26 protein-coding genes are annotated in these 23799 nt (G+C 72.6%); 11 read left to right on the top strand and 15 right to left on the bottom strand.

The features are described 5' to 3' along the window. Positions 1 to 184 precede the first annotated feature (184 nt). Positions 185 to 799 (top strand): TetR/AcrR family transcriptional regulator, encoded by a 615-nt coding sequence (locus AMK33_RS25360; RefSeq protein WP_073935256.1) that lies wholly within the window; start codon positions 185 to 187, stop codon positions 797 to 799. A gap of 150 nt (positions 800 to 949) precedes the next feature. On the opposite strand, the gene AMK33_RS25355 is transcribed toward AMK33_RS25360, so the two are convergent. Next, complete coding sequence (locus AMK33_RS25355) at positions 950 to 1855, bottom strand: LysR family transcriptional regulator (RefSeq protein WP_073935368.1); 906 nt, start codon at positions 1853 to 1855, stop codon at positions 950 to 952. A gap of 125 nt (positions 1856 to 1980) precedes the next feature. On the opposite strand from AMK33_RS25355, the gene AMK33_RS25350 reads away from it, so the two are divergent. Together AMK33_RS25350 and AMK33_RS25345 are read left to right on the top strand one after the other, a co-directional pair. Continuing rightward, positions 1981 to 2229, top strand: coding sequence for a hypothetical protein (locus AMK33_RS25350; protein ID WP_073935255.1), 249 nt, complete (start codon positions 1981 to 1983; stop codon positions 2227 to 2229). A gap of 81 nt (positions 2230 to 2310) precedes the next feature. Next, positions 2311 to 3495: a CaiB/BaiF CoA transferase family protein gene (locus AMK33_RS25345; RefSeq protein ID WP_073935254.1), complete on the top strand. Its 1185-nt coding sequence runs from the start codon at positions 2311 to 2313 to the stop codon at positions 3493 to 3495. Positions 3496 to 3838: 343 nt separating this feature from the next. Here AMK33_RS25345 and AMK33_RS25340 read toward each other — a convergent pair whose 3' ends face one another. Continuing rightward, the gene (locus tag AMK33_RS25340) at positions 3839 to 4489 is read right to left on the bottom strand and encodes a phosphoribosyltransferase (protein WP_073935253.1); all 651 of its coding nucleotides are present in this window, start codon (positions 4487 to 4489) and stop codon (positions 3839 to 3841) included. 130 nt (positions 4490 to 4619) lie between these two features. On the opposite strand from AMK33_RS25340, the gene AMK33_RS25335 reads away from it, so the two are divergent. Next, a complete protein-coding gene (locus AMK33_RS25335; protein ID WP_073935252.1) occupies positions 4620 to 5075 on the top strand; it encodes an archease in 456 nt (151 codons plus the stop codon). 170 nt (positions 5076 to 5245) lie between these two features. On the opposite strand, the gene AMK33_RS25330 is transcribed toward AMK33_RS25335, so the two are convergent. The 4 genes from AMK33_RS25330 to AMK33_RS25315 form a co-directional block, all read right to left on the bottom strand. Further along, the gene (locus AMK33_RS25330) at positions 5246 to 5671 is read right to left on the bottom strand and encodes a CBS domain-containing protein (RefSeq protein ID WP_073935367.1); all 426 of its coding nucleotides are present in this window, start codon (positions 5669 to 5671) and stop codon (positions 5246 to 5248) included. A gap of 126 nt (positions 5672 to 5797) precedes the next feature. After that, positions 5798 to 6226, bottom strand: coding sequence for a VOC family protein (locus tag AMK33_RS25325; protein WP_073935251.1), 429 nt, complete (start codon positions 6224 to 6226; stop codon positions 5798 to 5800). Positions 6227 to 6366: 140 nt separating this feature from the next. Beyond that, complete coding sequence (locus AMK33_RS25320) at positions 6367 to 7170, bottom strand: nucleotidyltransferase domain-containing protein (RefSeq protein WP_073935250.1); 804 nt, start codon at positions 7168 to 7170, stop codon at positions 6367 to 6369. Positions 7171 to 7208: 38 nt separating this feature from the next. Then, positions 7209 to 7745, bottom strand: a complete 537-nt coding sequence (locus tag AMK33_RS25315; protein WP_073935249.1) for a cysteine hydrolase family protein — start codon at positions 7743 to 7745, stop codon at positions 7209 to 7211. Between the two features lie 190 nt (positions 7746 to 7935). On the opposite strand from AMK33_RS25315, the gene AMK33_RS25310 reads away from it, so the two are divergent. Continuing rightward, on the top strand, positions 7936 to 8358 hold the full coding sequence (locus AMK33_RS25310) for a pyridoxamine 5'-phosphate oxidase family protein (RefSeq protein ID WP_073935248.1): 423 nt from the start codon (positions 7936 to 7938) through the stop codon (positions 8356 to 8358). A 555-nt stretch (positions 8359 to 8913) separates the two neighbouring features. Then, positions 8914 to 9360, top strand: a complete 447-nt coding sequence (locus tag AMK33_RS25305; protein ID WP_030863986.1) for a type II toxin-antitoxin system PemK/MazF family toxin — start codon at positions 8914 to 8916, stop codon at positions 9358 to 9360. Here the strand turns inward: AMK33_RS25305 and AMK33_RS25300 are convergent. Next, positions 9314 to 10189: a TIGR02452 family protein gene (locus AMK33_RS25300; RefSeq protein ID WP_073935247.1), complete on the bottom strand. Its 876-nt coding sequence runs from the start codon at positions 10187 to 10189 to the stop codon at positions 9314 to 9316. The genes AMK33_RS25305 and AMK33_RS25300 overlap by 47 nt on opposite strands. Before the next feature lie 301 nt (positions 10190 to 10490). Between AMK33_RS25300 and egtA the strand changes: the two genes are divergently transcribed. The 4 genes from egtA to egtD are packed head-to-tail and all read left to right on the top strand — an operon-like array spanning position 10491 to position 14858. After that, on the top strand, positions 10491 to 11831 hold the full coding sequence (egtA, locus tag AMK33_RS25295; RefSeq protein WP_073935246.1) for an ergothioneine biosynthesis glutamate--cysteine ligase EgtA: 1341 nt from the start codon (positions 10491 to 10493) through the stop codon (positions 11829 to 11831). Continuing rightward, the gene (gene egtB, locus AMK33_RS25290) at positions 11828 to 13144 is read left to right on the top strand and encodes an ergothioneine biosynthesis protein EgtB (RefSeq protein WP_073935245.1); all 1317 of its coding nucleotides are present in this window, start codon (positions 11828 to 11830) and stop codon (positions 13142 to 13144) included. Before egtA ends, egtB begins: the two co-directional genes overlap by 4 nt. Further along, positions 13144 to 13899, top strand: coding sequence for an ergothioneine biosynthesis protein EgtC (gene egtC / locus AMK33_RS25285; RefSeq protein ID WP_073935244.1), 756 nt, complete (start codon positions 13144 to 13146; stop codon positions 13897 to 13899). The genes egtB and egtC overlap by 1 nt, the downstream gene beginning before the upstream one ends. After that, positions 13896 to 14858, top strand: coding sequence for an L-histidine N(alpha)-methyltransferase (gene egtD / locus AMK33_RS25280; protein ID WP_073935243.1), 963 nt, complete (start codon positions 13896 to 13898; stop codon positions 14856 to 14858). The genes egtC and egtD overlap by 4 nt, the downstream gene beginning before the upstream one ends. 28 nt (positions 14859 to 14886) lie before the next feature. On the opposite strand, the gene AMK33_RS25275 is transcribed toward egtD, so the two are convergent. Next, on the bottom strand, positions 14887 to 16137 hold the full coding sequence (locus AMK33_RS25275) for an extracellular solute-binding protein (RefSeq protein WP_073935242.1): 1251 nt from the start codon (positions 16135 to 16137) through the stop codon (positions 14887 to 14889). A gap of 186 nt (positions 16138 to 16323) precedes the next feature. On the opposite strand from AMK33_RS25275, the gene AMK33_RS25270 reads away from it, so the two are divergent. Beyond that, complete coding sequence (locus tag AMK33_RS25270) at positions 16324 to 16539, top strand: dodecin (RefSeq protein ID WP_073935241.1); 216 nt, start codon at positions 16324 to 16326, stop codon at positions 16537 to 16539. 30 nt (positions 16540 to 16569) lie between these two features. Here the strand turns inward: AMK33_RS25270 and AMK33_RS25265 are convergent, their stop codons facing one another. The 7 genes from AMK33_RS25265 to AMK33_RS25235 form a co-directional block, all read right to left on the bottom strand. After that, entirely contained in the window at positions 16570 to 17061 is a 492-nt protein-coding gene (locus tag AMK33_RS25265; protein ID WP_073935240.1) for a phosphatase domain-containing protein, read from the bottom strand. A gap of 454 nt (positions 17062 to 17515) precedes the next feature. After that, positions 17516 to 18472 (bottom strand): DUF2382 domain-containing protein, encoded by a 957-nt coding sequence (locus AMK33_RS25260; protein WP_073935239.1) that lies wholly within the window; start codon positions 18470 to 18472, stop codon positions 17516 to 17518. Between the two features lie 103 nt (positions 18473 to 18575). Next, positions 18576 to 19376: a lysophospholipid acyltransferase family protein gene (locus tag AMK33_RS25255; RefSeq protein ID WP_073935238.1), complete on the bottom strand. Its 801-nt coding sequence runs from the start codon at positions 19374 to 19376 to the stop codon at positions 18576 to 18578. Then, positions 19373 to 20146 carry a GNAT family N-acetyltransferase gene (locus AMK33_RS25250; protein WP_073935237.1) on the bottom strand — a complete coding sequence of 258 codons (774 nt, stop codon included), beginning with the start codon at positions 20144 to 20146 and terminating at the stop codon, positions 19373 to 19375. Before AMK33_RS25250 ends, AMK33_RS25255 begins: the two co-directional genes overlap by 4 nt. 277 nt (positions 20147 to 20423) lie before the next feature. Continuing rightward, positions 20424 to 21173: a succinate dehydrogenase/fumarate reductase iron-sulfur subunit gene (locus AMK33_RS25245; RefSeq protein ID WP_073935236.1), complete on the bottom strand. Its 750-nt coding sequence runs from the start codon at positions 21171 to 21173 to the stop codon at positions 20424 to 20426. Then, positions 21170 to 23119 carry a fumarate reductase/succinate dehydrogenase flavoprotein subunit gene (locus AMK33_RS25240; RefSeq protein ID WP_073935235.1) on the bottom strand — a complete coding sequence of 650 codons (1950 nt, stop codon included), beginning with the start codon at positions 23117 to 23119 and terminating at the stop codon, positions 21170 to 21172. Before AMK33_RS25240 ends, AMK33_RS25245 begins: the two co-directional genes overlap by 4 nt. A 2-nt stretch (positions 23120 to 23121) precedes the next feature. Then, a complete protein-coding gene (locus AMK33_RS25235) occupies positions 23122 to 23793 on the bottom strand; it encodes a succinate dehydrogenase (protein WP_073935234.1) in 672 nt (223 codons plus the stop codon). Positions 23794 to 23799: the final 6 nt, after the last annotated feature.

Below are 23799 nucleotides of genomic sequence, written 5' to 3'. Positions count from 1 at the left end.
GAGGAGGGGGACGGGCCGGGAACACACCGGTCATCGGGGGGCATGCCACCGGGTGTCCCGCGCCGTCCGTGTCCGCCGATACGATGGACCCGAAGCGGACAGCTGTCCGTTACCTCCGAAAACGTAGTGGACAGCTGTCCGGTTAGCAAGGACGGGTTTCGGTCACGGCCCGGGAGGAGGACCAGTGGGACACAGGAAGGAAGCGTCCCCGTGCGCGCGGACACCGCGGAGCACGGCGGCACCCCTGCGCTCGGACGCGCAGCGCAACCGCGAGCGCATCCTGGAGGTGGCCCTCGCCGAACTCACGCGCTCGGCGGACACCCCGCTGAGCGTGATCGCCAAGAAGGCGGGCGTCGGTCAGGGCACGTTCTACCGGAACTTCCCCAGCCGTGAGGCACTCGTCCTGGAGATCTACCGGTACGAGATGCGGCAGGTGGCGGACAGCGCGGCGCAGTTGCTGAGCACGCGGGAGCCCGACCGCGCGCTGCGCGAGTGGATGGACGGGCTGGCCCGCTTCGCCATGGCCAAGGCCGGGCTGGCCGACGCCATCCGGCAGGCCACCAGCGGACCGGGGAGCCCGGCGAAGCCGGGGCACAGCCCGGTGACCGAGGCGGCGGAACTCCTGCTGCGCAGTTGCGAGGAGGCCGGATCCATCCGCCCGGGGGTGACCGCGGACGACCTCGTCCTCGCCATCGGCGGCCTCTGGCAGCTCGACCCGGCCGAGGACTGGCAGCCGCGCGCCACCCGGCTGCTGGACCTGGTCATGGACGGGCTGCGGGCGGGGGCTCCGGGGCGGTGAAGCGCCGGCCTGAACGCCGGTCCGCCGGTGGACGGCCCCTGCCGGCGCCTCCCCCGGCGGCCCTGTACGGACACCCCCGACGGTCCCGTACGAACGCCCTCCGACAACCCCGCACGGACGCCCGCGCGGCATGGACGCCGTCCCTCGCTCTCAGGCGACCGCCGTAGGGGCCAGCTCGCGCAGTTCCCGCAGGGCGGCGGAGACCGCCGGGCGGGCGTGGCTGCCGCCGCGGGTGCAGGTCAGCAGTCTGCGGTGCGGGTTGCCGGTGCAGCGCACACGGGTGATCGGCAGGTCCGGGGCGAGGCGGGCGAGGCGCGGGATCAGGGCGACGCCGAGGCCGTGGGCGACGAGATGGGCGGTGACGTTCCAGTCGCAGGCGTGGTGGGCGACGTCCGGGGAGAAGCCGGCCGCGCCGCACGCGGCCAGCACATGCGGCCGACAGGGACTGTCCGGCACCGGCACGATCCACGGCTCGCGCGCCGCCTCGGCGAGGTCGGTCCGCTCGCGCCCGGCCAGCGGATGCCCCGCCGGGACCACCAGGTCGAACGGGTCGTCCAGCAGCGGCTGCTGGTCGAACCGCGTGTCGCTCAGCGGCGGGTTGTACGGGGTGGACTCGACGACGGCCAGATCGATGGACCCCTCGAAGAGCAGGTCGAAGCTCCGCGTCACCTCCTCCTCCGCGATCCGCACCGACAACCGCGGATGACGCTTCCCCAGCCGGGCGGCCATCGGCGCCAGCAGCACGGAGATCGCCACCGGGAACCCTGTGACTCGCAACACCCCGGCCGGGGCGCCGTGGTCGGCGCGCAGGTCCAGTTCGGCCTGGTCCCAGCGCGCCTGGATCGCGTCGGCGTGCGCCAGCAGGCTCTCGGCGGCCGGGGTGAGCCGTACCCCGCGCCCCCGCGGTTCCAGCAGGTCGACGTCCAGGTCGCGGGCGAGCTGACGGATCTGCTGGGAGGCTGCGGACGGGGTGAAGTGCAGCGCGCGGGCGGCCGCGGTGACCGTGCCGTAGTGGGCGACCGCCCTGAGGACGTGCAGCCTGCGCAGGTCAATCATGAAGTCCACGCTTAACGATGGCGTGCACAAAGTCAACCTGGACGTGCACGGAGGGGACGAAGCACCCTTGCTGTGTCGCGACAATCGACAGTGCACCCACGTGATCGAGGATCCAAGGAGTCACCATGACCAGCACGACCGGCGCCACGGGCACGACCGGCACGTTCTGCCCGTACTGCGGGTGGCCGGACGACGCCGAGCCGTTCCAGGTGGTCTCCCGGCACGGCACCGCGGCGGGCAGCACGGTGTGGACCCGCTGCGGCTGCGGTTCGCTCCAGGTCCGTGCCGTCGACGACCGCGGCGCCCGCATCGTCTCCCGCATCGTCTCCCGCAGCAGGCCCGCGGACGCTCCGTGGAGCCGGGCCGGCCGGTGAACGGCCGGGGCGGGGCGGCCGTTGACAGCCGCCCCGCCCCGGCCTTACTAATCGAGGCCGGAGCAGGCAGGAGGCGCGGACGTGCACGAACCCCCCTTGTCCGGGGTCACGGTGGTCAGTGTGGAGCAGGCGGTGGCCGCGCCCTACGCGACCCGGCAACTGGCCGATCTCGGTGCCCGTGTGATCAAGGTGGAGCGGCCGGGCGAGGGGGACTTCGCGCGCCGGTACGACACGACGGTGCACGGCCACTCCAGCTACTTCGTGTGGATCAACCGCTCCAAGGAATCCCTCACGCTGGACCTGAAGGATCCGCGCGGCCGGGCGATCCTGCACGGGCTGCTCCGGGACGCCGACGTGTTCGTGCAGAACCTCGCGCCGGGCGCCGCCGACCGCCTCGGCCTCGGCACCGACGAGCTGACCCGCCGCTACCCCCGGCTGATCCCCTGCACGATCTCCGGGTACGGCACGAGCGGCCCCTGGGCCGACCGCAAGGCGTACGACCTGCTGATGCAGTGCCAGACCGGGCTGGTGTCGCTGACCGGGACCCCGGAGGAGACGGCCCGTACCGGGATCTCCGTCGCCGACATCGCCGCCGGGATGTACGCGTACAGCGGTGTGCTCACCGCCCTGTACACCCGCGCGACCACCGGCACGGCACACCCGGTGGAGGTGTCCCTGTTCGAGGCGCTCGCCGAGTGGATGGGCCAGCCCGCCTACTACACCCGCTACGGCGGCGCCCAGCCCCCGCGCCTGGGCACGCAGCACGCCACCATCGCCCCGTACGGCACCTACCGCGCCGCCGACGGACGCGAGGTGCTGTTCTCCGTCCAGAACGAGCGCGAGTGGGCGGCCCTGTGCGCGGAGTTCCTCGGCCGGCCGGAGCTGACCGACGATCCGCGCTTCGCCACCAACTCCGACCGGGTGGCCCACCGCGAGGAGCTGAACGCGGTCATCGCCGGACGCTTCGCCCGCGCGGACGCCGATGAGCTGCTCGAGGAGCTGGAGGCGATCGGCATCGCCTGCGCCGGGGTCAACGACGTCGCCGCGTTCCTCGACCACCCGGTCCTCGCCGCCCGCGACCGCCGACGCGAGGTGGCGGTACCGGGCGGAACCGTGGAGGCACTGCTGCCACCCGCCGACTTGGCGGGCCTGCCGACCCGCATGGACCCGGTACCGGCCGTGGGCGAGCACACGGAGGCGATCCTGACGGAACTGGGCCGCTCCCCCGAGGAGATCGCGGCACTGCGCGCGGACGGAGTGGTCTGAGCCCCGGCCGGAACCTGCCCGACGACCAGGCCGGAGGAGACCGGCGACGCCTCGCAACAGGACTGGGCCGCTCCCCCGAAGAAATCGCGGCACTACGCGCGGACAGGGTCGTCTGAGCCCCGGCCAGAACCTGCCCGGCGACCAGACCGGAGAAGACCGGCGGCGTCTCGCGGCCGGACGGAGCGGGGTCCGGTGCGTGCGGCCGCGAGGCGGAGGAGTACGTCGACGCGCTGGGGTTCCCTCCCGCGCGAGCGCAGTCGGGCGTGGGGAGTCGGCGACCGGCGACGACGGCGCGGCCGGGCGTGCCGGATCCCGCGCCCCCGGATGATCCGCCGGACGGGCCCTACCGGGGCTGCCTCTGGTGCAGCGCGTCCAGGACGTCGTCGTCGGTCAACTGGTCGAACTGCTCGTACCACTGGCCCACGGCCATGAACGCGGCCGGCTCGTGCAGACACACCACCTCGTCGGCCTCGGAGCGCATCAGCGCGACGCCCTCCGTCGAGCCGACCGGAACGGCCAGCACGAGGTGTCCGGGGTCCTGTGCCCGCAGGGCGCGCAGCGCGGCACGGGCGGTGGAGCCGGTCGCCAGCCCGTCGTCGACGACGATCACGGTCCGTCCGCGCAGGTCGAGAGGCGGACGGCCCTGGCGGTAGCGCTGTTCACGGCGACGCAGCTCGGTGCGCTCGCGCTCGACGACGGGCGCGAGGTCGGCCTCGTCGATGCCCAGCCGCCGCAGGGCCTCCTCGTCGAGAAGCGGCACCCCGTCGCCGGCCATCGCGCCGACGCCGAACTCCTCGTGGAAGGGGGCGCCGATCTTCCGTACGACGAGGACGTCGAGCGGGGCGTCCAGTGCCCCGGCGACCTCGACGGCCACGGCGGCACCGCCGCGGGGCAGGGCCAGCACGACGGGGTCGGGCAGGGCTCCCTCGTCCTGCCTCTCCCGCAGTCGTGCGGCCAGTTCGCGGCCGGCCTGCCGGCGATCACGGAACCGCATGGCGGATGCACTCCCTCCGCACCGGAGACGGCACCTGAAGTACCTGGTCCGCACCCGTGTACCCCGCTCTCCGGCACTCGAAGCGCCCGGTGCCCGGCATGGGTGCGCGGTCGTCGGGCAGGCGAGTTCCATGGTCGGTGACACGAGCGACTACGGGCAGGCGCGGCGGCCGGACGAGAGCGGGCACCGGGCGGTGGCGCAGGAGGACGAGTTCCGGATCGAGGCGTGGGCGGCGAGCCGGGAGAACTGTCTGGCGGAGGCGGTGGCGGCGATGGTGGAGTGCTCCGCCGACGTCTCCGGGGTGCGGCCGACGGGCGTCGGCCGCGTCCGGCTGGCCGGGGCCAGTGACGACGATCTGCTGGCGGCGCTGCTGGACGAGATCCTGTACCGGCTGGAGGAGTACGGCCAGGTACCGGTCGACGTGGAGGCGGACGAGACCGACGACGGTCTCGACATACGCCTGGCGGTGGCCGCGCTGACGGACGTACGGGTCACCGGCCGGATGCCGACGGCCGTGGCCTGGGAGGAACTAAGGATCCACCCGGGCCCGTACGGCTGGACGTGCGCGCTCACGGTAGACGGGTGACAGCAGAATCAGCCTCTCTGGGGGTGCCCCTTCCGGGGGAGTTCGAGGAGCGGGGGTCCGGGGGCAGAGCCCCCGGGATGATGGGGTCCCCCCGCTCGAGCGAAGCCGAGAGTGGGGGAGGGCAGGGGCGGCGGGGGCGCGAGAAGAATCCGCGCTCAGTGGGTGGGCGCTCAGTGGGTGGGCGCCGCCGCACTGATGTCCGCCAGGGCGGAGTGCGGATCCTCCGTCGCGGCGAGATCCCCGAGGCTCACCACCCCCACCGGACAGCCACCCCGTTCCACCACCGGAAGCCGCCGAACGGCATACCGCCGCATCAACTCCACGGCGTGATCGGTGGTGTCCTCGGGATCGAGGGTCACCAGAGGCGGACGCGTACACAGGGAACCGACCGTCGTGGCCTCCGGATCGCGCCCCTCGGCAACACCCCTCAGCACGATGTCACGGTCGGTGAGCACACCGAACAGATCACAGTCGTACGCGACGAGGACATCGCCGATGTCCTGCTCGCGCATCAGGCGCGCGGCCCGCGCCACCGTCGTCATGGGCTCGACGGACGCGGTGTCCGCGGACATCACGTCCCGTATCCGCGTGGTCATGGGCACCTCCCGGTACGTGGCCGGCCTGGACTCCCCGTGTCCGTCGCGTAGCCCGCTGCGCGCCGCGTAAACCGACCGGGCGAGGACGGGCGTGTGAAGCACACCCGCCCTCGCCCGGCTATACGGCTACACGGCTCCGGGAACCTCCTCGGTGACGCCGTTCAGCGGCGAGGCCGGGTCGGTGCCGTACGGGAGGGTGATGGCCTCGAGGCCGTGGCCCGCCGGGTCCCGGAAGTACACGCCGCGACCGCCGTCGTTGCGGTTGATGCGGCGGGGGTGCCTGCCGTGCGGATCGGCCTGAACGGGGATCCCGGCGTCCACGAGCCGGGTGAGGATCGCGTCGAACTCGTCCTCGGAGACGAGGAACGCGTAGTGCTGCGCCGGGATGTCGATGTCGACGGTCGCGAAGTCCAGGGTGACTCCGTTGGCGGTCGTCACCGGCAGGAACATTCCGGCCGGTTCCCCGACCTCCAGGCCCAGGACGTGGGCGAGGAAATGGGCGGACTTCTCCCGGTCACGGGTGAGAACGATGGTGTGGTTGAACTCGACTGACACGATGGCAATGCCTCCACGGGCATCCGCGGCGCCTCCATGCCTCACCCAGCCGGTGACCGACACGCGATGCCGCGCCGAAGATCCTAGACAGCGGGGCCGACGGCTGTCGAGCCGTTGACCGGGACGACGGCGGGCGGGTGTCAGGCCGGGGCGTCGTGCCCGCCCTCGGCCGCGGCGGCCTCGTCCACGCGGTCGGCCACCCAGGCCAGGAAGTCCCCGACCGCCGCCCCGGGCAGCGCGAGCGCGGACTCACGGGGACGTTCGAAGCTGCGCAGCGCGTCCGTGATCAGTGGCCGGAACTCCGCCTCCGCGGCGGCGACGATCCCGGCCGCCCCGCGCTTCGCGAACCAGTGACCGGTGCGGCAGTACACCACCGAGCGGCAGCCGTTGAGCACCCGGTTGTCGGCCGTGTGCCCCTCTCCCCCGGCGTGTTCCCGCACGGAGGCGCGGAGCGCGGCGAGCACGTCGGCCCGCTCAGGTGCGGCGATCACGTCCCGTACCGGCCCGCCGAACAGCGGGAGGCCGGCCTGGTGGGCGACGGAACGGTCGAGGACGTACCAGAACGCGGGCGCCTCCCCGGGGTCGTGGCTGACCCGCTCGGGCAGTGACGGTCCGGTGTTGAGGTCCATGAGGTACCCCGCCCCGCCGGACGGGCGGCCGGCGAAATCGGCCGGGTAGACGACCAGTTCCAGTCCGGCCGCGGGGCAGGCCAGGGCGGGGTGGGCCAGCGCCCCGGCCAGTTCGGGCAGGGCACGCCGGGGAAGGGAGCGGTCCACCACGACGGTCACGTCGATGTCGCTGCGTCCGTGCCGGTAGTCGCCGAGCGCGAGGGATCCGACGGCGAGGACGCTCACCAGGTGGGGGCCGCAGACGGCGCGCGTGCGGTGGACCAGCTCGTCGAGGTAGGGGCGGACCTCGCGGGGCGGGACGGGGGTACGGCTCATGGGACCAGTGTCGGCCCGCGGATCCGCGGCGCGGCGCGTCAGTTCCACAGTTCGTCGCTGTCGCACACCCGCGCGCCCATGTTGCGTTCCATCATCCGCAGGGCGGCGTCCGCGAGGTCGGCGTGGATGTGGGCGACGGCGTCACGGGGGACGGTCACGTCGAAGTGGCGGATGTGCGCGTCGAGCGACGAGTACAGGATGCACTGCTCCGTGACCTGGCCGCACAGCACGAGCCGGTCGATGCCCTGCTGGTTGAGCAGATAGCCCAGGGGGGTCTCGAAGAAGACCGAGTGCCGTGCCTTGACGACGAAGAGCGAGGAGTCGTCCGGCAGCAGCGGTTCCACGAGGCGCGCGTGCGGTCCCGACAGGGCCTTGTCGAGCAGCTCACCGTGGTGGGAGCGCCATTCGCCGAAGTTGTCGTTGACGTAGATCACCGGCACGTCCCGGCGCCGCGCCCGTTCCAGCAGGGCGGAGACGACCGGTACGACCGACTCGGCGGACGGGATCAGATGGTCGGCGTCCGCATGGTCGTAGGTGTTGATCATGTCGATGACGATCAGCGCGGTCTTGCCCATGTCCCCCGGGTTCCACCCGCACAGGGGGGTCAGACATGTTTACTTGCGCGCGACCGTGACGGCTGGGAGCGGAGGCGTACGACGGCCGTCCCCCGAAGGTCCGCCCGCAGGGGCCTCGTGTGCCGGGGCCGAGAGTCATCAGGGCCGTCCGGCCCTAGCCCGGCGGGGGTCCGCCGCCGACGATGGAGGAATGATCCACAGCGATGGTTTCCGGTCGCTCGACCGCCAGGAGTGCCTGCGCCTGCTGGCCAAGGTGCCGGTCGGTCGCGTCGTCTACACCCGGCAGGCGCTGCCCGCCGTCCTCCCCGTCAACTTCGCCCTGGACACGGACACCTCCGTGGTGCTGTGCACCTCCGCCGCGTCCGATCTGGTCCGGGCGATCGACGGCGTCGTGGTCGCCTTCGAGGCCGACGACTTCGACGCCGGGAGCCGGTCCGGCTGGAGCGTGGTGGTCACGGGCCGGGCGGCCGTGGTGACCGACCCGGCCGAACACGAACGCCTGCTGCGGACCGGGCCCCGCTCGTGGATGCCGATGCACGACGGGGTGTTCGTCCGGATCGAGGCCGAAATGGTCACGGGCCGGGAACTCACGGGGCTGCCCGAGCCGGGCTGAACCGGTGACCGCGCACGCGGCGCGACTCCGGCCGGGGCCCGGACGCGGCCACGGCCCGCGACGGGCCCGTCGATGCCGGGTCCCGCGATCCGCGCGGACGGCCGAACGGTCCCGAGGCCGTCGTCCACGACCCGGCACGAGCCGACGCCCGCGCCGGGGCTGTCCCCCACCGCCCCACGGAGGTTGCCGTGGAGACCGCCCGCGCGCCGGCCGCCGGGAAGGTGCCCTCGCGGGCACTCGTCGAGCGGACGCCAGGACGGATCGAGGTGGCCCGGTCCTCCCTGAACACCTTCCGGACCGTACGAACGCAAGCCGCACTCACCGAAGCCGGGGCAAGTTTTCGCCGGTCGTGGCGGGCAGCGGCTGCGGGCGGGCGGTGCGGTGGTCGTCGGCGGGACCGGCACCTGCGGGTCCGGGCGGTGGTCGTTCGCGGACCGGTCGGCGCGCAGTGAGCCGCTGCCGGTGTCCCCGGCCTCGCGGTCGGGGGCGGAGCCGCGTCGGTGCGGGAGGTGGCCGGGGCCGTCGGCCGTGTGAGGGGTGCCGTACGGTACGCCTGTGACCGCCTTCAGCCCTGAGAACGCACCGGGCCGCCACGGCCCTTACGCCACCGTCGAGGCCGCGCCCCGTGAGGTGGGCCGGGTGCGTACCGAGTACTCGCCCGCGCACGACGGTGACCCCGACCCCGGGGAGATCGTCTGGACCTGGGTGCCCTATGAGGAGAACGACGGCCGGGGCAAGGACCGTCCGGTGCTCGTCGTCGCCCGGGAGGCGGCCGGGAGTTTCCTCGCCGTGCAGTTGTCGAGCAGGCGGCACGACGGGGACCGGGAGTGGGTGCCGATCGGCAGCGGGCCGTGGGACCGGTCGGGCCGCGACTCGTGGGTCGACGTGGACCGGGTGCTGCGGCTGCACGAGGAGGGCATGCGCCGGGAGGCGTGCGCGCTGGACCGGATGCGGTTCAACCTCGTGCGTCAGCGGCTGCGGGAGCGGTACGGCTGGAGCTGATGTCCGCCGGCCCGGGCAGCAGGTCCGCGAAGGTCCGCTCGAACACGGCGCGGACCGCGCTGTCGCGGGTGCGGTCCAGGATGCCGAACACCACGTGTGCGAAGGCGCCCGCGAAGCGTCCGCCCGGCTCCAGGTGCGACCGGAACGCCGCCGCCACCTGGGCGGGGTCGTTGCGGAACACCCCGCAGCCCCAGGCGCCCAGCACGAGCCGCCGGTAGCCGTGGGCGGCCGCGGTCTCCAGCACCCGTCCGGCCCGTACCACCAGGGCCTGCGGCACCTCGTCCGCCCGCTCCGGCGCCGTTCGCAGGATCACGCCCGCGTTGGGCGCGGGCGAGGTGAGGAAACCGGCCGTGAACGGCTCGTCGAGGAGGCGTCCGCGGTCGTCGCGGAAGACCGGCACGGCGGGTGAGTGGATCACGCGGTCCGTGTAGAACGGGTCGCGGTGGGCGCGGTGGTGGTCGTAGAAGCCGGCGGCCCGCAGCAGGCAGGTGTACAGCGCGGAGGCGCGGCACAGGGCCTCCTCCTGGGCCTGGGCGCCGTTGAGGTATCCCCCGCCGGGGTTGCGGGCGGAGGCGAAGTTCAGTACGGCCACACCGTCCGCGAGCCGTCGAGCGGCCTCCAGGCTGCTCTCGCCGGTGACCTCGAACCGGGTGCCGGCCGGCCGGAAAGCCGGGAACGGGACCGGCTGCGGCCCGTACGTCCGCGTTCCGCGGGCCGCGGCCTCGATCGCCGCCGCGACGGACACCTCGTGGCCGCCGGGTGCGCGGTAGGCACCCGCCGCCACGATCTGCTCGGTCTCTCGGGCGATGCCGCGCAGGCGCGCGCTCACGGCGCCACCCCCGTAGCCGCCGTGACCACGCGCCGCGCGGTCTCGCTCGTCGTGCTCATGCAGGCATCCTGAGCGATGCTGGTGAGGCGGCGCAACGGAGTTTCCGCCTCCCCGAAAGGCCCGGGAAACGGGCGGGAAACCGCCCGGGAACAGGCCGGACGAAAGGATGACCGAACCGGGACGCCCCGCCAGGCGCCCTTGTGCCCGCCGACGCGAAGGTTTTGGGTGGACGGGTTGACGCCGGCCGGGAGCGGAGAAGCTCCGGGCCGGTGACATGGTGGAATCTCAGGAGGATCCCGACATGTCCGATTCGGCAGGCGGCTGTGTGGAGCCGCGTACCGCCGTCACAGAAGCCGAGGTGGAAGCCCTGGTGCGGGGCATCTGCTTCAAGACCGGACCGCCGCGCCGCCTCGGGGTCGAGGTGGAATGGCTCGTCCACGAGCTGCGGGACCCGCGGCTCCCCGTGTCACCCGAACGACTCGAAGCGGCCTACGCCGCTCTGCGGACCGTGCCTCTGAGGTCGGCGCTCACCATCGAGCCCGGCGGCCAGCTGGAGCTGAGCTCGCCGCCCGCCGCCTCCCTGATGGAGTGCGTCGGTACCGTCTCCGCCGACCTCGACGCCGTCCGCGCGGTACTGCGCGAGGACGATCTGGTCCTCGTCGGCCTCGGCCACGACCCCTGGCACACCCCCCGCCGGTTCCTGCGCGAACCGCGGTACGACGCCATGGAGGCCTGTCTCGACCGCGCCAACCCCGCCGGCCGGGCCATGATGTGCACCTCCGCCTCCGTGCAGGTGTGCGTGGACGCCGGGTACGAGGAGCCCGGCCCGCTCGGCCATGTGCGGCGCTGGTGGCTGGCGCACCAGCTCGGCGCGGTCCTGGTCGCCGTGTTCGCCAACTCCCCGATCGCCGGCGGCCGGCCGACCGGCTGGCTGTCCACGCGGCAGCTCCGCTGGACACAGATCGGCACCGGCCGGGCGGGCGCCCCCGTCCTGGACGCCGACCCGCGCGGCGCCTGGGCCCGGCACGTCCTGGACTCGCCGGTGATGTGCGTACGGCGTGACGGCGGGCCGTGGGACGTGCCCCAGGGGCTCGCCTTCCGGGAGTGGATCAGGTCCGGCACACCCGGCCCGCCGACCCGGGAGGACCTCGACTACCACGTCACGACCCTGTTCCCGCCGGTGCGGCCGCGCGGCCATCTGGAACTGCGCATGATCGACGCGCAGCCCGGTGACGACGGCTGGATCGTGCCGCTGGCCGTGGTCGCGGCGCTGTTCGACGACCAGGAGGCCGCCGAGACCGCCTACCGGGCGGTGAAGCCGCTGGCCGAGCGGGCGCACGGCATGCCCGCGCCGCACAATCCGCTCTGGCGGGACGCGGCCCGCGTCGGCCTGGCCGACACGGAGCTGCTCGAGGTGGCCACCACCTGTTTCGCGGCGGCGCTGCGCGCCCTGCCCCGGCTCGGCGCGACCGCCGAGGTGGTCGACGCGGTCGAGGCGTACCGGGACCGGTATGTCGCCCGGGGCCGCTGCCCGGCCGACGACTCGCTCGACGAGCTGCGTGCGACGGTCCACGGCGCGCACCCCCGCCCCACGCACCCGCACCCGCACCCGCACCCGCACGGGAAGGACACCCCCTCATGACCGGCCCCGCCCTCGACGCCGAAGCCCTGCGCGAGCGCGCGGTCGCCTCGCTGATCACCGCACGGGACCGCACCACGCTGCTCACCAGCTGCGTCGACGGGCCCGACCTGACCGCCCAGCACTCGCCGCTGATGTCGCCGCTGGTGTGGGACCTCGCCCACATCGGCAACCAGGAGGAGCAGTGGCTGCTGCGGGCCGTCGCCGGCCATGAGGCGATACGGCCCGAGATCGACACCCTGTACGACGCCTTCGAGCACCCGCGCGCCGAACGCCCGAAGCTGCCGCTGCTGCCGCCGGAGGAGGCCCGCCGGTACGCGGCCGACGTGCGCGGCCGGGCGCTGGACGTGCTGGAGAGGGCCGCGTTCCACGGGACGCGGCTGACCGAGGCGGGCTTCGCCTTCGGGATGATCGCGCAGCACGAACAGCAGCACGACGAGACCATGTTGATCACCCATCAGCTCCGCAAGGGGCCGCAGGCCCTGACCGCCCCGGACCCAAAGCCGGTGCCGCTGTTCACGGGCCCGGCCGAAGTCCTGGTCCCGGGCGGCCCGTTCACCATGGGCACTTCGGACGAGCCATGGGCGCTGGACAACGAACGGCCCGCGCACCGGCGCGAGGTGGCACCCTTCCGCATCGACACCACTCCGGTGACGAACGCCGCGTACCGGGCGTTCATCGAGGACGGCGGCTACGACGAGCCCCGCTGGTGGACGGCCGAGGGCTGGGCCCACATCCGCCGCAACTCCCTCACCGCGCCGCTGTTCTGGCGCCGGGACGGCCGTCAGTGGCTGCGGCGCCGGTTCGGTGTCACCGAGGTGGTGCCGCCCGACGAGCCGGTGCTGCACGTGTGCTGGTACGAGGCCGACGCCTACGCCCGTTGGGCCGGGCGCCGGCTGCCCACCGAGGCCGAGTGGGAGAAGGCGGCCCGGTACGACCCGGCCGGCGACCGCTCGATGCGCTACCCGTGGGGCGACGCCGAGCCCGCCCCCGAGCACGCCAACCTCGGCCAGCGGCATCTGCGTCCGGCTCCCGCCGGGAGCTACCCGGCCGGTGAGTCGCCGCTGGGCGTACGGCAGTTGATCGGCGACGTGTGGGAGTGGACGGCGAGCGACTTCCTGCCGTACCCGGGGTTCAGGGCGTTCCCGTACAAGGAGTACTCGGAGGTGTTCTTCGGGCCGGAGCACAAGGTGCTGCGCGGCGGTTCGTTCGCCGTGGACCCGGTGGCCTGCCGGGGCACGTTCCGCAACTGGGACCTGCCGATCCGACGGCAGATCTTCTCCGGGTTCCGCACGGCGCGCTCGGAGGACGTCTGATGTGCCGTCATGTGGCGTACGTGGGCCCCGATGAGCCGCTGGGCGAGCTGCTCGTGAAGCCGCCGCACGGTCTGTACCGGCAGTCCTGGGCACCCCGGCGGCAGCGGTACGGCACGGTCAACGCCGACGGCTTCGGCGTGGGCTGGTACGCGGAGGGCGATCCGGTGCCGGCCCGGTACCGGCGGGCCGGACCGGTCTGGGCGGACCTGTCGTTCGCGGATCTCGCCCGTGTCGTACGGACCCGGGCGCTGCTCGCGGCCGTACGGGACGCGACCCTGTCGGGTGCCGACGCGGAGGCCGCGGCGGCGCCGTTCGCCGCCGGGACCTGGCTGTTCAGCCACAACGGGGCGGTGCCGGGCTGGCCGGGCTCGCTCGCGCCGTTGGTGGCGTCCCTGTCCGCCGAGGACGTGCTGTCACTGGAGGCCCGCAACGACTCCGCGTTCGTGTGGGCGCTGGTGCTCGCCCGGCTGCGGGCCGGTGACGAGGAGGGGCAGGCGCTGGCCGACACGGTCCTGGAGGTCGCCGCGGCGGCCCCCGGGGCCCGGCTCAACCTGCTGCTCACCAACGGCGACACCGTCACGGCGACCGCCTGGGGCGACACGCTGTGGTACCTCACCCGGGCCGGCGGCGGCACCGTCGTGGCCTCCGAGCCCTACGACGACGATCCGCACTGGCGTGAGGTCCCCGACCGCACCCTGCTCGCGGCGAGCCGTACGGACGTCCTGCTGACCCCGCTCAAGGAGCCCCTCACGTGAGTCCGTTCCACCTCACCCGCACTCTGCCCGAGGACACCACCGACGCCGCCCTGCGCGCCGACGTCCGCGAGGGCCTGACCGGCAGCCCCAAGACGCTGCCGCCCAAGTGGTTCTACGACGCACGGGGCAGCGAACTCTTCGAGGAGATCACCGCGCTGCCCGAGTACTACCCGACCCGCGCCGAACGCGAGATCCTGCGCGCCCGCGCCGGTGAGATCGCCGCGGCGTCCGGTGCCCGCACCCTGGTCGAACTGGGCTCCGGCTCCTCGGAGAAGACGCGGCACCTGATCGACGCCCTGACCGGGCTGCACACCTATGTCCCCGTCGACGTCAGCGAGAGCGCCCTCACGCTCGCCGGGCAGGCGCTGGCCGCCGAGCGGCCGGGACTGGACGTGCACGCGCTGATCGCCGACTTCACCGCCCGGCTGACCCTGCCCGACACGCCGGGGCCGCGGCTGGTGGCGTTCCTCGGCGGCACCATCGGCAATCTGCTGCCGGCCGAGCGCGCCGCGTTCCTCGCCTCCGTCCGTGCCCTGCTCACCCCGGGCGACGCCCTGCTGCTGGGCACGGACCTGGTGAAGGACGAGCGGGTGCTGGTCCGGGCCTACGACGACGCGGCCGGTGTGACGGCCGCGTTCAACAAGAACGTCCTGACCGTCATCAACCGGGAACTGGGCGCCGACTTCGACCCGGACGCCTTCGACCATGTGGCGCTGTGGGACGCCGGGCACGAGTGGATCGAGATGCGGCTGCTCTCCCGTACCGCGCAGACGGTGAAGATCCCCTCGCTGGGACTCGCCGTGGACTTCGCGGCGGGCGAGGAACTGCGCACCGAGGTGTCGGCGAAGTTCCGTCATAACGGAGTACGTGAGGAACTGTCGGCTGCCGGGCTGGAGTTGGCCCGGTGGTGGACGGACGGGGAGGCGCGGTTCGCGCTGTCGCTGAGCGTCGCGCGCTGACGGGAGCGCCGCCGGGCCGCGCGTCGCCCTAGTCGAAGGCCAGGGCCTCGGTGATGCGGCGCGCGGCGCGCTCGGCCTCGGTGGCCGGGTCGGACCCGGTGAGCACCTTGGTCATGTACTCCTTGATCGGGTTGTCCGCCTCGACCGCGCTCCACTGGGGTGTGATGGGGGTCGCCCGGCCCTGTGCGGCTCCGGCCGCCATGGCCGCGACCCCCTCCTCCCCCTCCACCGACTCGGCGAGTTCGGCCTTGTTGGGGACGTAGTTCATCGTGCGGGCCAGGTCGGTGTTCCACTTCGCGCCGGTGAGCGCGGCGACGACCTCGATGGCGTCCTCTCCGCTGTCGGTCTTGGCCGGGATCACGAGGTCGGAGCCGCCGGTGAAGACGGCACCGGGCTTGTCTGCGTCCTTGCCGGGGACGGGGAAGTAGCCCAGCTCGTCCTCGAGTTCCGGGTTCTGCTTGAGGATGGCGCTCGCCAGCCCCGGTACGGCCACGATCTGGGCGACCTTGCCCTCGGCGAACACGCCCGCTTGCGGCGGGTGTTCCTCGTCGGCGTCGACCGGTCCGTCGCCGAGCGCCTGGAGCCGGCGGTAGAAGTCCATGCCGCGCAGCGCCTCCGGGCTGTCCAGCGCGCCGCGCCAGACGCCGTTCCGTTCCTTGGCGAGGTCTCCGCCCTCCTCCCAGATGAAGCCGGCGAGCGTGTACCAGTCCTGTCCGGCGAGGTAGATGCCCTGGTTGCCGCCGGTGTCGAGCTCCTCGGTGAGGGTGAGCCACTCGTCGCGGGTCTTCGGCGGGGCGGTGATGCCGGCCTGCCGGAAGAGGTCCTTGCGGTAGATGACGACGCGGTTGGCCGCGTACCAGGGGATGCCGTACTGCTGGGAGCCCCACTGGCCGGGTTCGGCGAGACCGGGCAGCCAGTCCTCCCGGCCCCAGTCGCGCATGGACTCCAGGGTGAGGTCGAGCAGTCCGTCGCCCTCCGCGTACGTGGCGACCTGGGTGTTGCCGACCTCGATGACGTCGGGGCTGTCCTCCCCGCCCGTCTCCAGTGCCTTCTGCACCTTCTCGCCGATGCCGGTCCATTCCTGGATGCGGATGTCGAGGTCGAGGTCGGGGTGCTCGCGCTCGAACTCCTCGGTGAAACGGTCCAGGTACTCCTGCGAGGCGCTGTGCCGCATCAGCCACACGGTGACCGTGCTCCGTTCGGCATCGCCGGGCATCAGCCCACAGCCGCTGAGCAGGGAGGCGGACACACAGACAAGGGCGAGCAGGCGGCGTTTCACGAGGGGTCCTGTTTCTGTCTGACGGACAGGGCGGGTCCCGACGTGGGGGGCGAGCGGAGCTCGGGCGGGTCCCCAGCATCTTGGTATGGACCAATGCTCAGGTCAAGCCGTCGGGCGAACGGGGCCGACGCCTCGCGCTCCGCCTCGGTGTGGGGCACGGTGGAGTGAGGCGAGAGGAGCACTTGTATGTCGAATCACACCTACCGGGTCACGGAGATCGTCGGCACCTCGCCCGACGGCGTCGACCAGGCCGTACGCAACGGCATCGAACGCGCCTCGCAGACCCTGCGCAATCTGGACTGGTTCGAGGTGACCCAGGTGCGCGGCCAGATCGAGAACGGGCAGGTCGCGCACTGGCAGGTGGGCCTGAAGGTCGGCTTCCGGCTGGAGGGGGCGGACTGAGCCCGGGCCCGGGCCCGGGCCTTGGCGGGGTCAGGTCCGGCCTTCGCGCTCCTGCGCGTCCTTCAGCTCGCCGGACGGGGCCGTCCAGCGTGCCTGTACGACGGTGAAACCGGCCCGCCGGGCGTCCAGGCAGACCAGCTCGTCGTCGTCCACGAGCACGCGGATGTCCCGGGTGCGGGCGAGGCGGCGCAGGATCGCCAGCTTGGTGTGGCGGGCCGGCCGGCGGTCGGCGTTGCCGCGCATGTACACGTCCCCCTCGGGCAGTTCCTGGGCCGCGAGCCAGTCCAGCGTGTCGCGCCGGCAGCGCTCGGGGCGCCCGGTGAGGTAGACGATCTCGCACTCCCGCGCGCTCTTCTGGACCAGCGCGATGCCCTCGGCGAGCGGGGGGTCCTGCGGCGCGGCGGCGAAGAAGGCGTCCCAGTCACGGGGCCTGCGCTCCAGGAAGCGCTGCCGGTGCGCGGTGTCGGCGAGGGTGTTGTCGAGGTCGAACACGGCCAGCGGCAACTTGTTGCGATCGGTCACACGCCCGAGCCTAGACGCACGTACGCGCCTACGGGCGTGTCGCACCACCCACCACCACAGCTATGGGCAGTCACGCCACGGCCCACGCAGCCACGGGCAGTGGCACCGCCCGCCCCCGCAGCCGCGGGCAGCCGCACCGCCGTAACTACAGGCAGCCGCACCGCCGCAGCTGCGGGCAATCGTGCCTCCCCCAGTGCCTCAAGGGCCTGGGAGGTACCCCCAGGGCGGCACGACTGCCCGCGGAGAGCGGGCGGATGCGGCGCGACTGCACGCGGAGGGCGGGGTGTGCGGCGCGGCTGCACGCGGAAGGCGCAGGGGGCGGGGTGTGCGGCGCGGCTGCACGCGGGGGCGGTCGGCCGCGGTGGGTGGAGGGCCGGCCGCGGTGGGTGAAGGCGGGGTGGCGTGGCGGCGCGCCGGTGGTGTCCGCACCGGCGCGCGCTGGGAAGGGATGGGGTTACTCGCGGCCCCGCTTGGGGACGTCACGGCCGCGGCGGCCGGACTTCTCGTCCATCTCCGTCTCGGCCTCGATGCGCTCCTTGCGGACCTGGCCTCGGACGGTCTCGTCAGCGCTCTTCTCCTCCGTGGTCATCCGGACCCGCTCGACCGGCACCGCCTCGGTCTCCACGACCGGGCGCTCCTCGTACAGCGTGACCTCGTGCTCGTCCTCCTTGAAGGCCGGGCCCGACATGGCATCGCCGCGGTTGGCGTCCGTGATCGGCTCGCGCTCCACGCGGACTTCCTCGTGGCGCACCGGCACGGTCTGCTGGACCTCCTCCGTGACCACGTACTTGCGCAGCCTGGCCCGTCCGGCCTCGTGCCGCTCGACGCCGACGTGCATCTGCTCCTCGGAGCGGGTCATGGCGTCGTCGCCGTGTCCTCGGGTCCGGGCCTCGCTCCGGCGGCCCGCGGTGCCCGCGGTTCCGGCCGCACCGGCCGCACCGGCCGCACCGGCCGTGCCCGGCGCCGTCCGGGAGGTGTCGCCCCGACGGCCGGCCATGCCCGCCGCACCGGCGGCGCCCGCCGCTCCCGCCGTACCGGCCGTGCCCATACCGGGAGACCGGTCGCGTTCACCGGGCTCGGCCAGCACCGAGTCCCAGTCAATGCCGTAGTAGTCGTACAGACGGTGTTCCTCTTCCACCGACAGGTGGCCGCCCGCGTCGATGTCGACGTTGGGCGCGTCCTTGATCTTGTCCTTGCGGTAGGGGACCTCGAGGTGATCCTTCACCAGGGCGGCGTCACGGATGGGGATGAACGACTCCTTGGAGCCGAACATGCCCGTTTTGACGGTCACCCACTCGGGGCGTCCGCTGGCGTCGTCGAGGAAGACGTGCTTCGCGTCGCCTACCTTGTTCCCGTCCCCGTCGTAGACGGGATGATCCAGCAGGATCGAGATCTCTTCGCGGGTGATCATCTTCCATCACCCTCCTTTCGAAGGTCGCCTCTCACGGGTTCTCCCGGATGGCCTGCCGAAAACGGTATGAAAGCGACAAAAGGTACTGAATTTTCCACAGTGCTCACCCGCGGTGACCGCCCTCGTGTCCCGCCACCGCCTCCGGCTGCGCCGCGCGCGCCAGGGCCCGGCGGTCGAGATGGCTCCCCGGCGGAATGGGAGCCCGCACCTCGACCTCGGCGACCACGCCACGGGCCGACGCCACGCGCCACAGCGAGGCGAGGAGCGTGTCGTCGCCGACGAAGGCCGGTGCGGTGGCCGGGGTGCCACGCGCGCTCCGGTAGCGGATGCGCACCGGCTGCACCGGCACCCGGGCGTCCAGCGCCGCCTGGAAGACCGCGCGGCGGAAGTGTCCCCGGGCCAGGCCGCACCAGGTGCTGCCCTCCGGGAACGCCGCGACCGCCGCGCCGCCGCGCAGCATCCCGGCGAGCGCGGTGACCGTGCCGGGCAGGGCGCGCAGCCGGTCACGGTCGATGAACAGCACGCCGCCGCGCGCCGCCAGCGCCCCCGCCACGGGCCAGCGCCGTACCTCTGTCTTGGCCAGCATCCTGGCCGGACGGACCGCCGCGAGCAGCGGCACGTCCAGCCAGGAGATGTGGTTGGCGACGAGCAGCAGTCCGCCCGTGGGCACGGCGGTCCCGGCGATACGGACCCGGACCCCGGCGGCCCGTACGACCCACCGGCACCACCGGCGCACCACGCCGGCCGGGATCCGCCGCCCGAGCGGGAGCAGCGCGATCCCGGCGAGGACCAGCAGACCCACCGCCGCCAGCCGCAGCACCGCCAGCGGTACGGCCGTCGCGGACGCCGTCGGTTCCACACAGCCCCGCGGGGTGCAGGGCGCGCCCGGCAGCCAGACGCTCACCGGGCGGGGACGAGGGAGAGGAAGTGCCGCAGATAACGGGGGTTGACCCGGTTCATCGGCAGCAGCACATAGAGGTCGGCGACACCGAAGTCCACGTCGTGCGCGGGCTCGCCGCAGACCCAGGCGCCGAGCCGGAGGTAGCCGCGCAGCAGGGCGGGCAGCTCACCGGGGGCGGCGGGTGCCGAGGCCCTCGGCATCCAGGGCAGCAGCGGGCGCACCCGGTACTCCTCCGGCGCGAGGTGCCCCGCCCGCACCCGGTCCCAGGTGGCGGAGGCGAGCGCGCCGCCGTCGGCGAGGGGGACGGAGCAGCAGCCTGCCAGCCAGGCGTGGCCGCGGTCGGTCATGTAGCGGGCGATGCCGGCCCAGATGAGTCCGATGACCGCGCCGTCGCGGTGGTCGGGGTGCACACAGGAACGGCCGACCTCGACGAGGGACGGCCGTATCGCGTCGAGGGCCGACAGGTCGAACTCCCCCTCCGCGTACAGCCGCCCGGCGATCCCGGCGCGCTCCGGCGGCAGCAGCCGGTAGGTGCCGACGACCTGCCCGCTCGCCTCCTCCCGCACCAGCAGGTGGTCGCAGTACGCGTCGAACGGATCGACGTCCAGCCCCGGCTGCGAGCCGGACAACAGGGCGCCCATCTCCCCCGCGAAGACGTCGTACCGCAACCGCTGCGCGGCCCGCACGTCCTCCTCGTCGCGGGCGAGGGCGACGGTGTAGCGGGCGGGTGCGGTGGGCTTCGGGGGATGGTCGACGGTCAGCACGCCGGTCATGGCTCTCTCCTGATCACGCGCCGGAGCGGGGGTGGGGACACCCCTGTTCTCCCGACCGGGGTTGGCGTGTACGTGACCGGAGCCGGGAGTACGGATGTGGAGATGCTGAATCCCGGGAACGAAAAGCGAGACGGGGTCAGGAAGAGCACCTCTCCTGACCCCGCCCGTCCGCACCTTCTCGGCGAACGTTCACTGAAGCGCCCCGACAGGGGCGCGGGGAACTGCGCGATCAACCACAACGCAGCCGCACCCCGGCAACAGGCGTACCGAAGCGGCGCTACCGCTTACTCACCTTGCGAGTAGCCCGCAACCACTCCTTGTTCATCCCCGTGATGGAAGTGAGCGGAATGCCCTTGGGGCATGCTGTCGCGCACTCGCCTGCGAGAGTGCACCCCCCGAACCCCTCCTCGTCCATCTGCGCCACCATGTCCAGCACCCGCGTCTCCCGCTCGGGCGCCCCCTGCGGCAGCACATTGAGATGATTCACCTTCGCGGAGGTGAACAACATCGCCGCCCCGTTGGGGCAAGCCGCGACACACGCCCCGCACCCGATGCACTCCGCGTGCTCGAAAGCGAGGTCCGCGTCCGGCTTCGGCACCGCCGTCGCATGGGCCTCCGGCGCGGCACCCGTAGGCGCCGTGATGTAGCCGCCGGCCTGGATGATCCGGTCGAAGGCGGACCGGTCGACCACCAGGTCCTTCACGACCGGGAAGGCGGACGCCCGCCACGGCTCGACGTCGATGGTGTCGCCGTCCTTGAAGGACCGCATGTGCAGCTGGCAGGTGGTGGTGCGCTCGGGTCCGTGGGCGTCGCCGTTGATGACGAGCGAGCAGGCGCCGCAGATGCCCTCGCGGCAGTCGTGGTCGAAGGCGACCGGGTCCTCGCCCTTGAGGATGAGCTCCTCGTTGAGGGTGTCGAGCATCTCCAGGAAGGACATGTCGGGTGAGATGCCGTCCACCTCGTACGTGGACATGGCGCCGTCGGCGTCGGCGTTCTTCTGCCGCCAGACGCGCAGGTTGAGCTTCATGCGTAGCTCCGCTGGGTGGGGTGGACGTACTCGAAGACCAGGTCTTCCTTGTGCAGGACCGGAGCCTCGCCGGTGCCGGTGAACTCCCAGGCGGCGGCGTAGGAGAACTCCTCGTCCCTGCGCGCGGCCTCGCCGTCGGGGGTCTGCGACTCCTCGCGGAAGTGGCCGCCGCAGGACTCGGAGCGGTGCAGTGCGTCGAGGCACATCAGCTCGGCGAGCTCCAGGTAGTCGACGATGCGGTTGGCCTTCTCCAGCGACTGGTTGAACTCCTCGCCGGTGCCGGGGACCTTGATGCGCCGCCAGAACTCCTCGCGGATCTGCGGGATCCGCTCCAGCGCCTTGCGCAGCCCGGAGTCGGTGCGGGCCATCCCGCAGAACTCCCACATGAGTTCGCCGACCTCGCGGTGGAAGGAGTCGGGGGTGCGGTCGCCGTCGACGGACAGCAGCAGGTTGAGCCGGTCCTCGGTCTCGGCCAGCACCTCCTGCACCGCCGGGTGTTCGTCGGTGACTTCCCCCTGGTGCGGGGTGCGGGCCAGGTAGTCGTTGACGGTCGCCGGGAGGACGAAGTAGCCGTCGGCCAGGCCCTGCATCAGCGCGGAGGCACCGAGCCGGTTGGCGCCGTGGTCGGAGAAGTTGGCCTCGCCGACGGCGAACAGGCCGGGGATCGTGGTCTGGAGGTCGTAGTCGACCCACAGACCGCCCATCGTGTAGTGCACGGCGGGGTAGATCCGCATGGGCACCCGGTACGGGTCCTCGTCGGTGATCCGCTGGTACATGTCGAAGAGGTTGCCGTACTTGGCCTCGACGGCCTTGCGGCCCATCCGCTTGATGGCGTCGGCGAAGTCGAGGTAGACGCCCTGGCCGCCGGGGCCCACTCCCCTGCCCTCGTCGCAGACGTTCTTCGCGGCGCGGGAGGCGATGTCGCGGGGGACGAGGTTGCCGAAGGAGGGGTAGATGCGCTCCAGGTAGTAGTCGCGCTCGTCCTCGGGGATCTGGTGGGCCGGGCGGGTGTCGCCCTTGGCCTTGGGCACCCAGATCCGGCCGTCGTTGCGCAGCGACTCGCTCATCAGCGTCAGCTTGGACTGGTGGTCGCCGGTGCGCGGGATGCAGGTGGGGTGGATCTGGGTGAAGCAGGGATTGGCGAAGTAGGCGCCGCGCCGGTGCGCCCGCCACACGGCGGTCGCGTTGGAGTTCATGGCGTTGGTCGACAGGTAGAAGACGTTGCCGTAGCCACCGCTCGCCAGGACCACCGCGTCCGCGAAGTACGTGTCGATCTTCCCGGTGATCAGGTCCCGGGCGACGATGCCGCGGGCCCGGCCGTCGACGACGATCAGGTCGAGCATCTCGGTGCGCGGGTGCATCTCGACGTTGCCGGCGGCGATCTGCCTGCTGAGCGCCTGGTAGGCGCCGAGGAGGAGCTGCTGGCCCGTCTGGCCGCGGGCGTAGAAGGTGCGGGAGACCTGGACGCCGCCGAAGGAGCGGGTGTCGAGCAGTCCGCCGTACTCGCGGGCGAAGGGCACGCCCTGGGCCACGCACTGGTCGATGATCTCCACGGAGATCTGCGCGAGGCGGTGCACGTTGGACTCGCGGGAGCGGAAGTCGCCGCCCTTGACGGTGTCGTAGAACAGGCGGTGGACCGAGTCGCCGTCGTTGCGGTAGTTCTTCGCCGCGTTGATGCCGCCCTGTGCGGCGATGGAGTGGGCGCGGCGCGGGGAGTCCTGGTAGCAGAACTGGACGACGTGGTAGCCCTGTTCGGCGAGGGTCGCGCCGGCGGAGCCGCCCGCGAGGCCGGTGCCGACGACGATGACGGTCTTGCCGCGCCGGTTGGCGGGGTTGACCAGCTTGGCTTCGAAGCGGCGCTTGTCCCAGCGCTCGTGGACCGGTCCCGCGGGGGCCTTGGTGTCGGTGACCGGCTCGCCGGTCGTGTATTCGGTGTAGGAAGTCATGGTCAGCTCACCACTCCGGTCATGACGCCCACGGGTACGGCGAGGAAGCCGGCCGTGAGCAGCAGCGCGAGGGCATTGGCGGTGGTCTTGAGGGCGCGGTCGCGGGTGCGGCTGCCGATGCCGAGGGTCTGGGCGGCGCTCCAGAAGCCGTGCCGGATGTGCAGGCCGACGGCGAGCATCGCGACGATGTAGATGACGTTGCCGTACCAGGTGGAGAAGGTGTCCACGACGTTCTGGTAGGGCTTGCCGGTCTCGAAGCCGCCGGAGTGCACGGTGCCGGTGGTCAGGTCGAGGAGGTGCCAGACGATGAACAGGGCGAGGATGATGCCGCCCCAGCGCATGGTGCGTGTGGCGTAGCTCGCCCGCGCCTTCTTGTGCACGTACTTGCTGGGGCGCGCCTTGATGTCGCGGCGGCTGAGCTGGTAGGCGGAGACGGCGTGGGCGATCACGGCGACGACGAGGACGACGCGGACGATCCACAGCGTCCACTCGTAGTGCATGAACGGTTCGCCGACGGTGCGCAGCCAGTGGGCGTAGTGGTTGAACTCGCCCGCACCGAAGAAGATCTTCAGGTTCCCGATCATGTGGGCGACCAGGTAGAGCAGCATGACGATGCCGCTGACCGCCATCACCGTCTTCTTGCCGACGGTCGAGTCCCACACGGTGCGTGCCATGGACGG

The sequence above is a fragment of the Streptomyces sp. CB02400 genome (assembly GCF_001905725.1).
GTDB lineage: Bacteria > Actinomycetota > Actinomycetes > Streptomycetales > Streptomycetaceae > Streptomyces > Streptomyces atrovirens.
This window is presented reverse-complemented; position numbering and strand designations above follow the sequence as displayed.

What these genes read in the sequence shown, in the direction of transcription:
- AMK33_RS25355 (WP_073935368.1), bottom strand. Translation starts at nt 1,855, where the DNA reads ATGATTGACCTGCGCAGGCTGCACGTCCTCAGGGCGGTCGCCCACTAC.
- AMK33_RS25350 (WP_073935255.1), top strand. Translation starts at nt 1,981, where the DNA reads ATGACCAGCACGACCGGCGCCACGGGCACGACCGGCACGTTCTGCCCG.
- AMK33_RS25340 (WP_073935253.1), bottom strand. Translation starts at nt 4,489, where the DNA reads ATGCGGTTCCGTGATCGCCGGCAGGCCGGCCGCGAACTGGCCGCACGA.
- AMK33_RS25335 (WP_073935252.1), top strand. Translation starts at nt 4,620, where the DNA reads ATGGTCGGTGACACGAGCGACTACGGGCAGGCGCGGCGGCCGGACGAG.
- AMK33_RS25330 (WP_073935367.1), bottom strand. Translation starts at nt 5,671, where the DNA reads ATGACCACGCGGATACGGGACGTGATGTCCGCGGACACCGCGTCCGTC.
- AMK33_RS25320 (WP_073935250.1), bottom strand. Translation starts at nt 7,170, where the DNA reads ATGAGCCGTACCCCCGTCCCGCCCCGCGAGGTCCGCCCCTACCTCGAC.
- AMK33_RS25315 (WP_073935249.1), bottom strand. Translation starts at nt 7,745, where the DNA reads ATGGGCAAGACCGCGCTGATCGTCATCGACATGATCAACACCTACGAC.
- AMK33_RS25310 (WP_073935248.1), top strand. Translation starts at nt 7,936, where the DNA reads ATGATCCACAGCGATGGTTTCCGGTCGCTCGACCGCCAGGAGTGCCTG.
- egtA (WP_073935246.1), top strand. Translation starts at nt 10,491, where the DNA reads ATGTCCGATTCGGCAGGCGGCTGTGTGGAGCCGCGTACCGCCGTCACA.
- egtB (WP_073935245.1), top strand. Translation starts at nt 11,828, where the DNA reads ATGACCGGCCCCGCCCTCGACGCCGAAGCCCTGCGCGAGCGCGCGGTC.
- egtC (WP_073935244.1), top strand. Translation starts at nt 13,144, where the DNA reads ATGTGCCGTCATGTGGCGTACGTGGGCCCCGATGAGCCGCTGGGCGAG.
- AMK33_RS25270 (WP_073935241.1), top strand. Translation starts at nt 16,324, where the DNA reads ATGTCGAATCACACCTACCGGGTCACGGAGATCGTCGGCACCTCGCCC.
- AMK33_RS25260 (WP_073935239.1), bottom strand. Translation starts at nt 18,472, where the DNA reads ATGATCACCCGCGAAGAGATCTCGATCCTGCTGGATCATCCCGTCTAC.
- AMK33_RS25250 (WP_073935237.1), bottom strand. Translation starts at nt 20,146, where the DNA reads ATGACCGGCGTGCTGACCGTCGACCATCCCCCGAAGCCCACCGCACCC.
- AMK33_RS25245 (WP_073935236.1), bottom strand. Translation starts at nt 21,173, where the DNA reads ATGAAGCTCAACCTGCGCGTCTGGCGGCAGAAGAACGCCGACGCCGAC.
- AMK33_RS25240 (WP_073935235.1), bottom strand. Translation starts at nt 23,119, where the DNA reads ATGACTTCCTACACCGAATACACGACCGGCGAGCCGGTCACCGACACC.
- AMK33_RS25235 (WP_073935234.1), bottom strand. Translation starts at nt 23,793, where the DNA reads ATGGCACGCACCGTGTGGGACTCGACCGTCGGCAAGAAGACGGTGATG.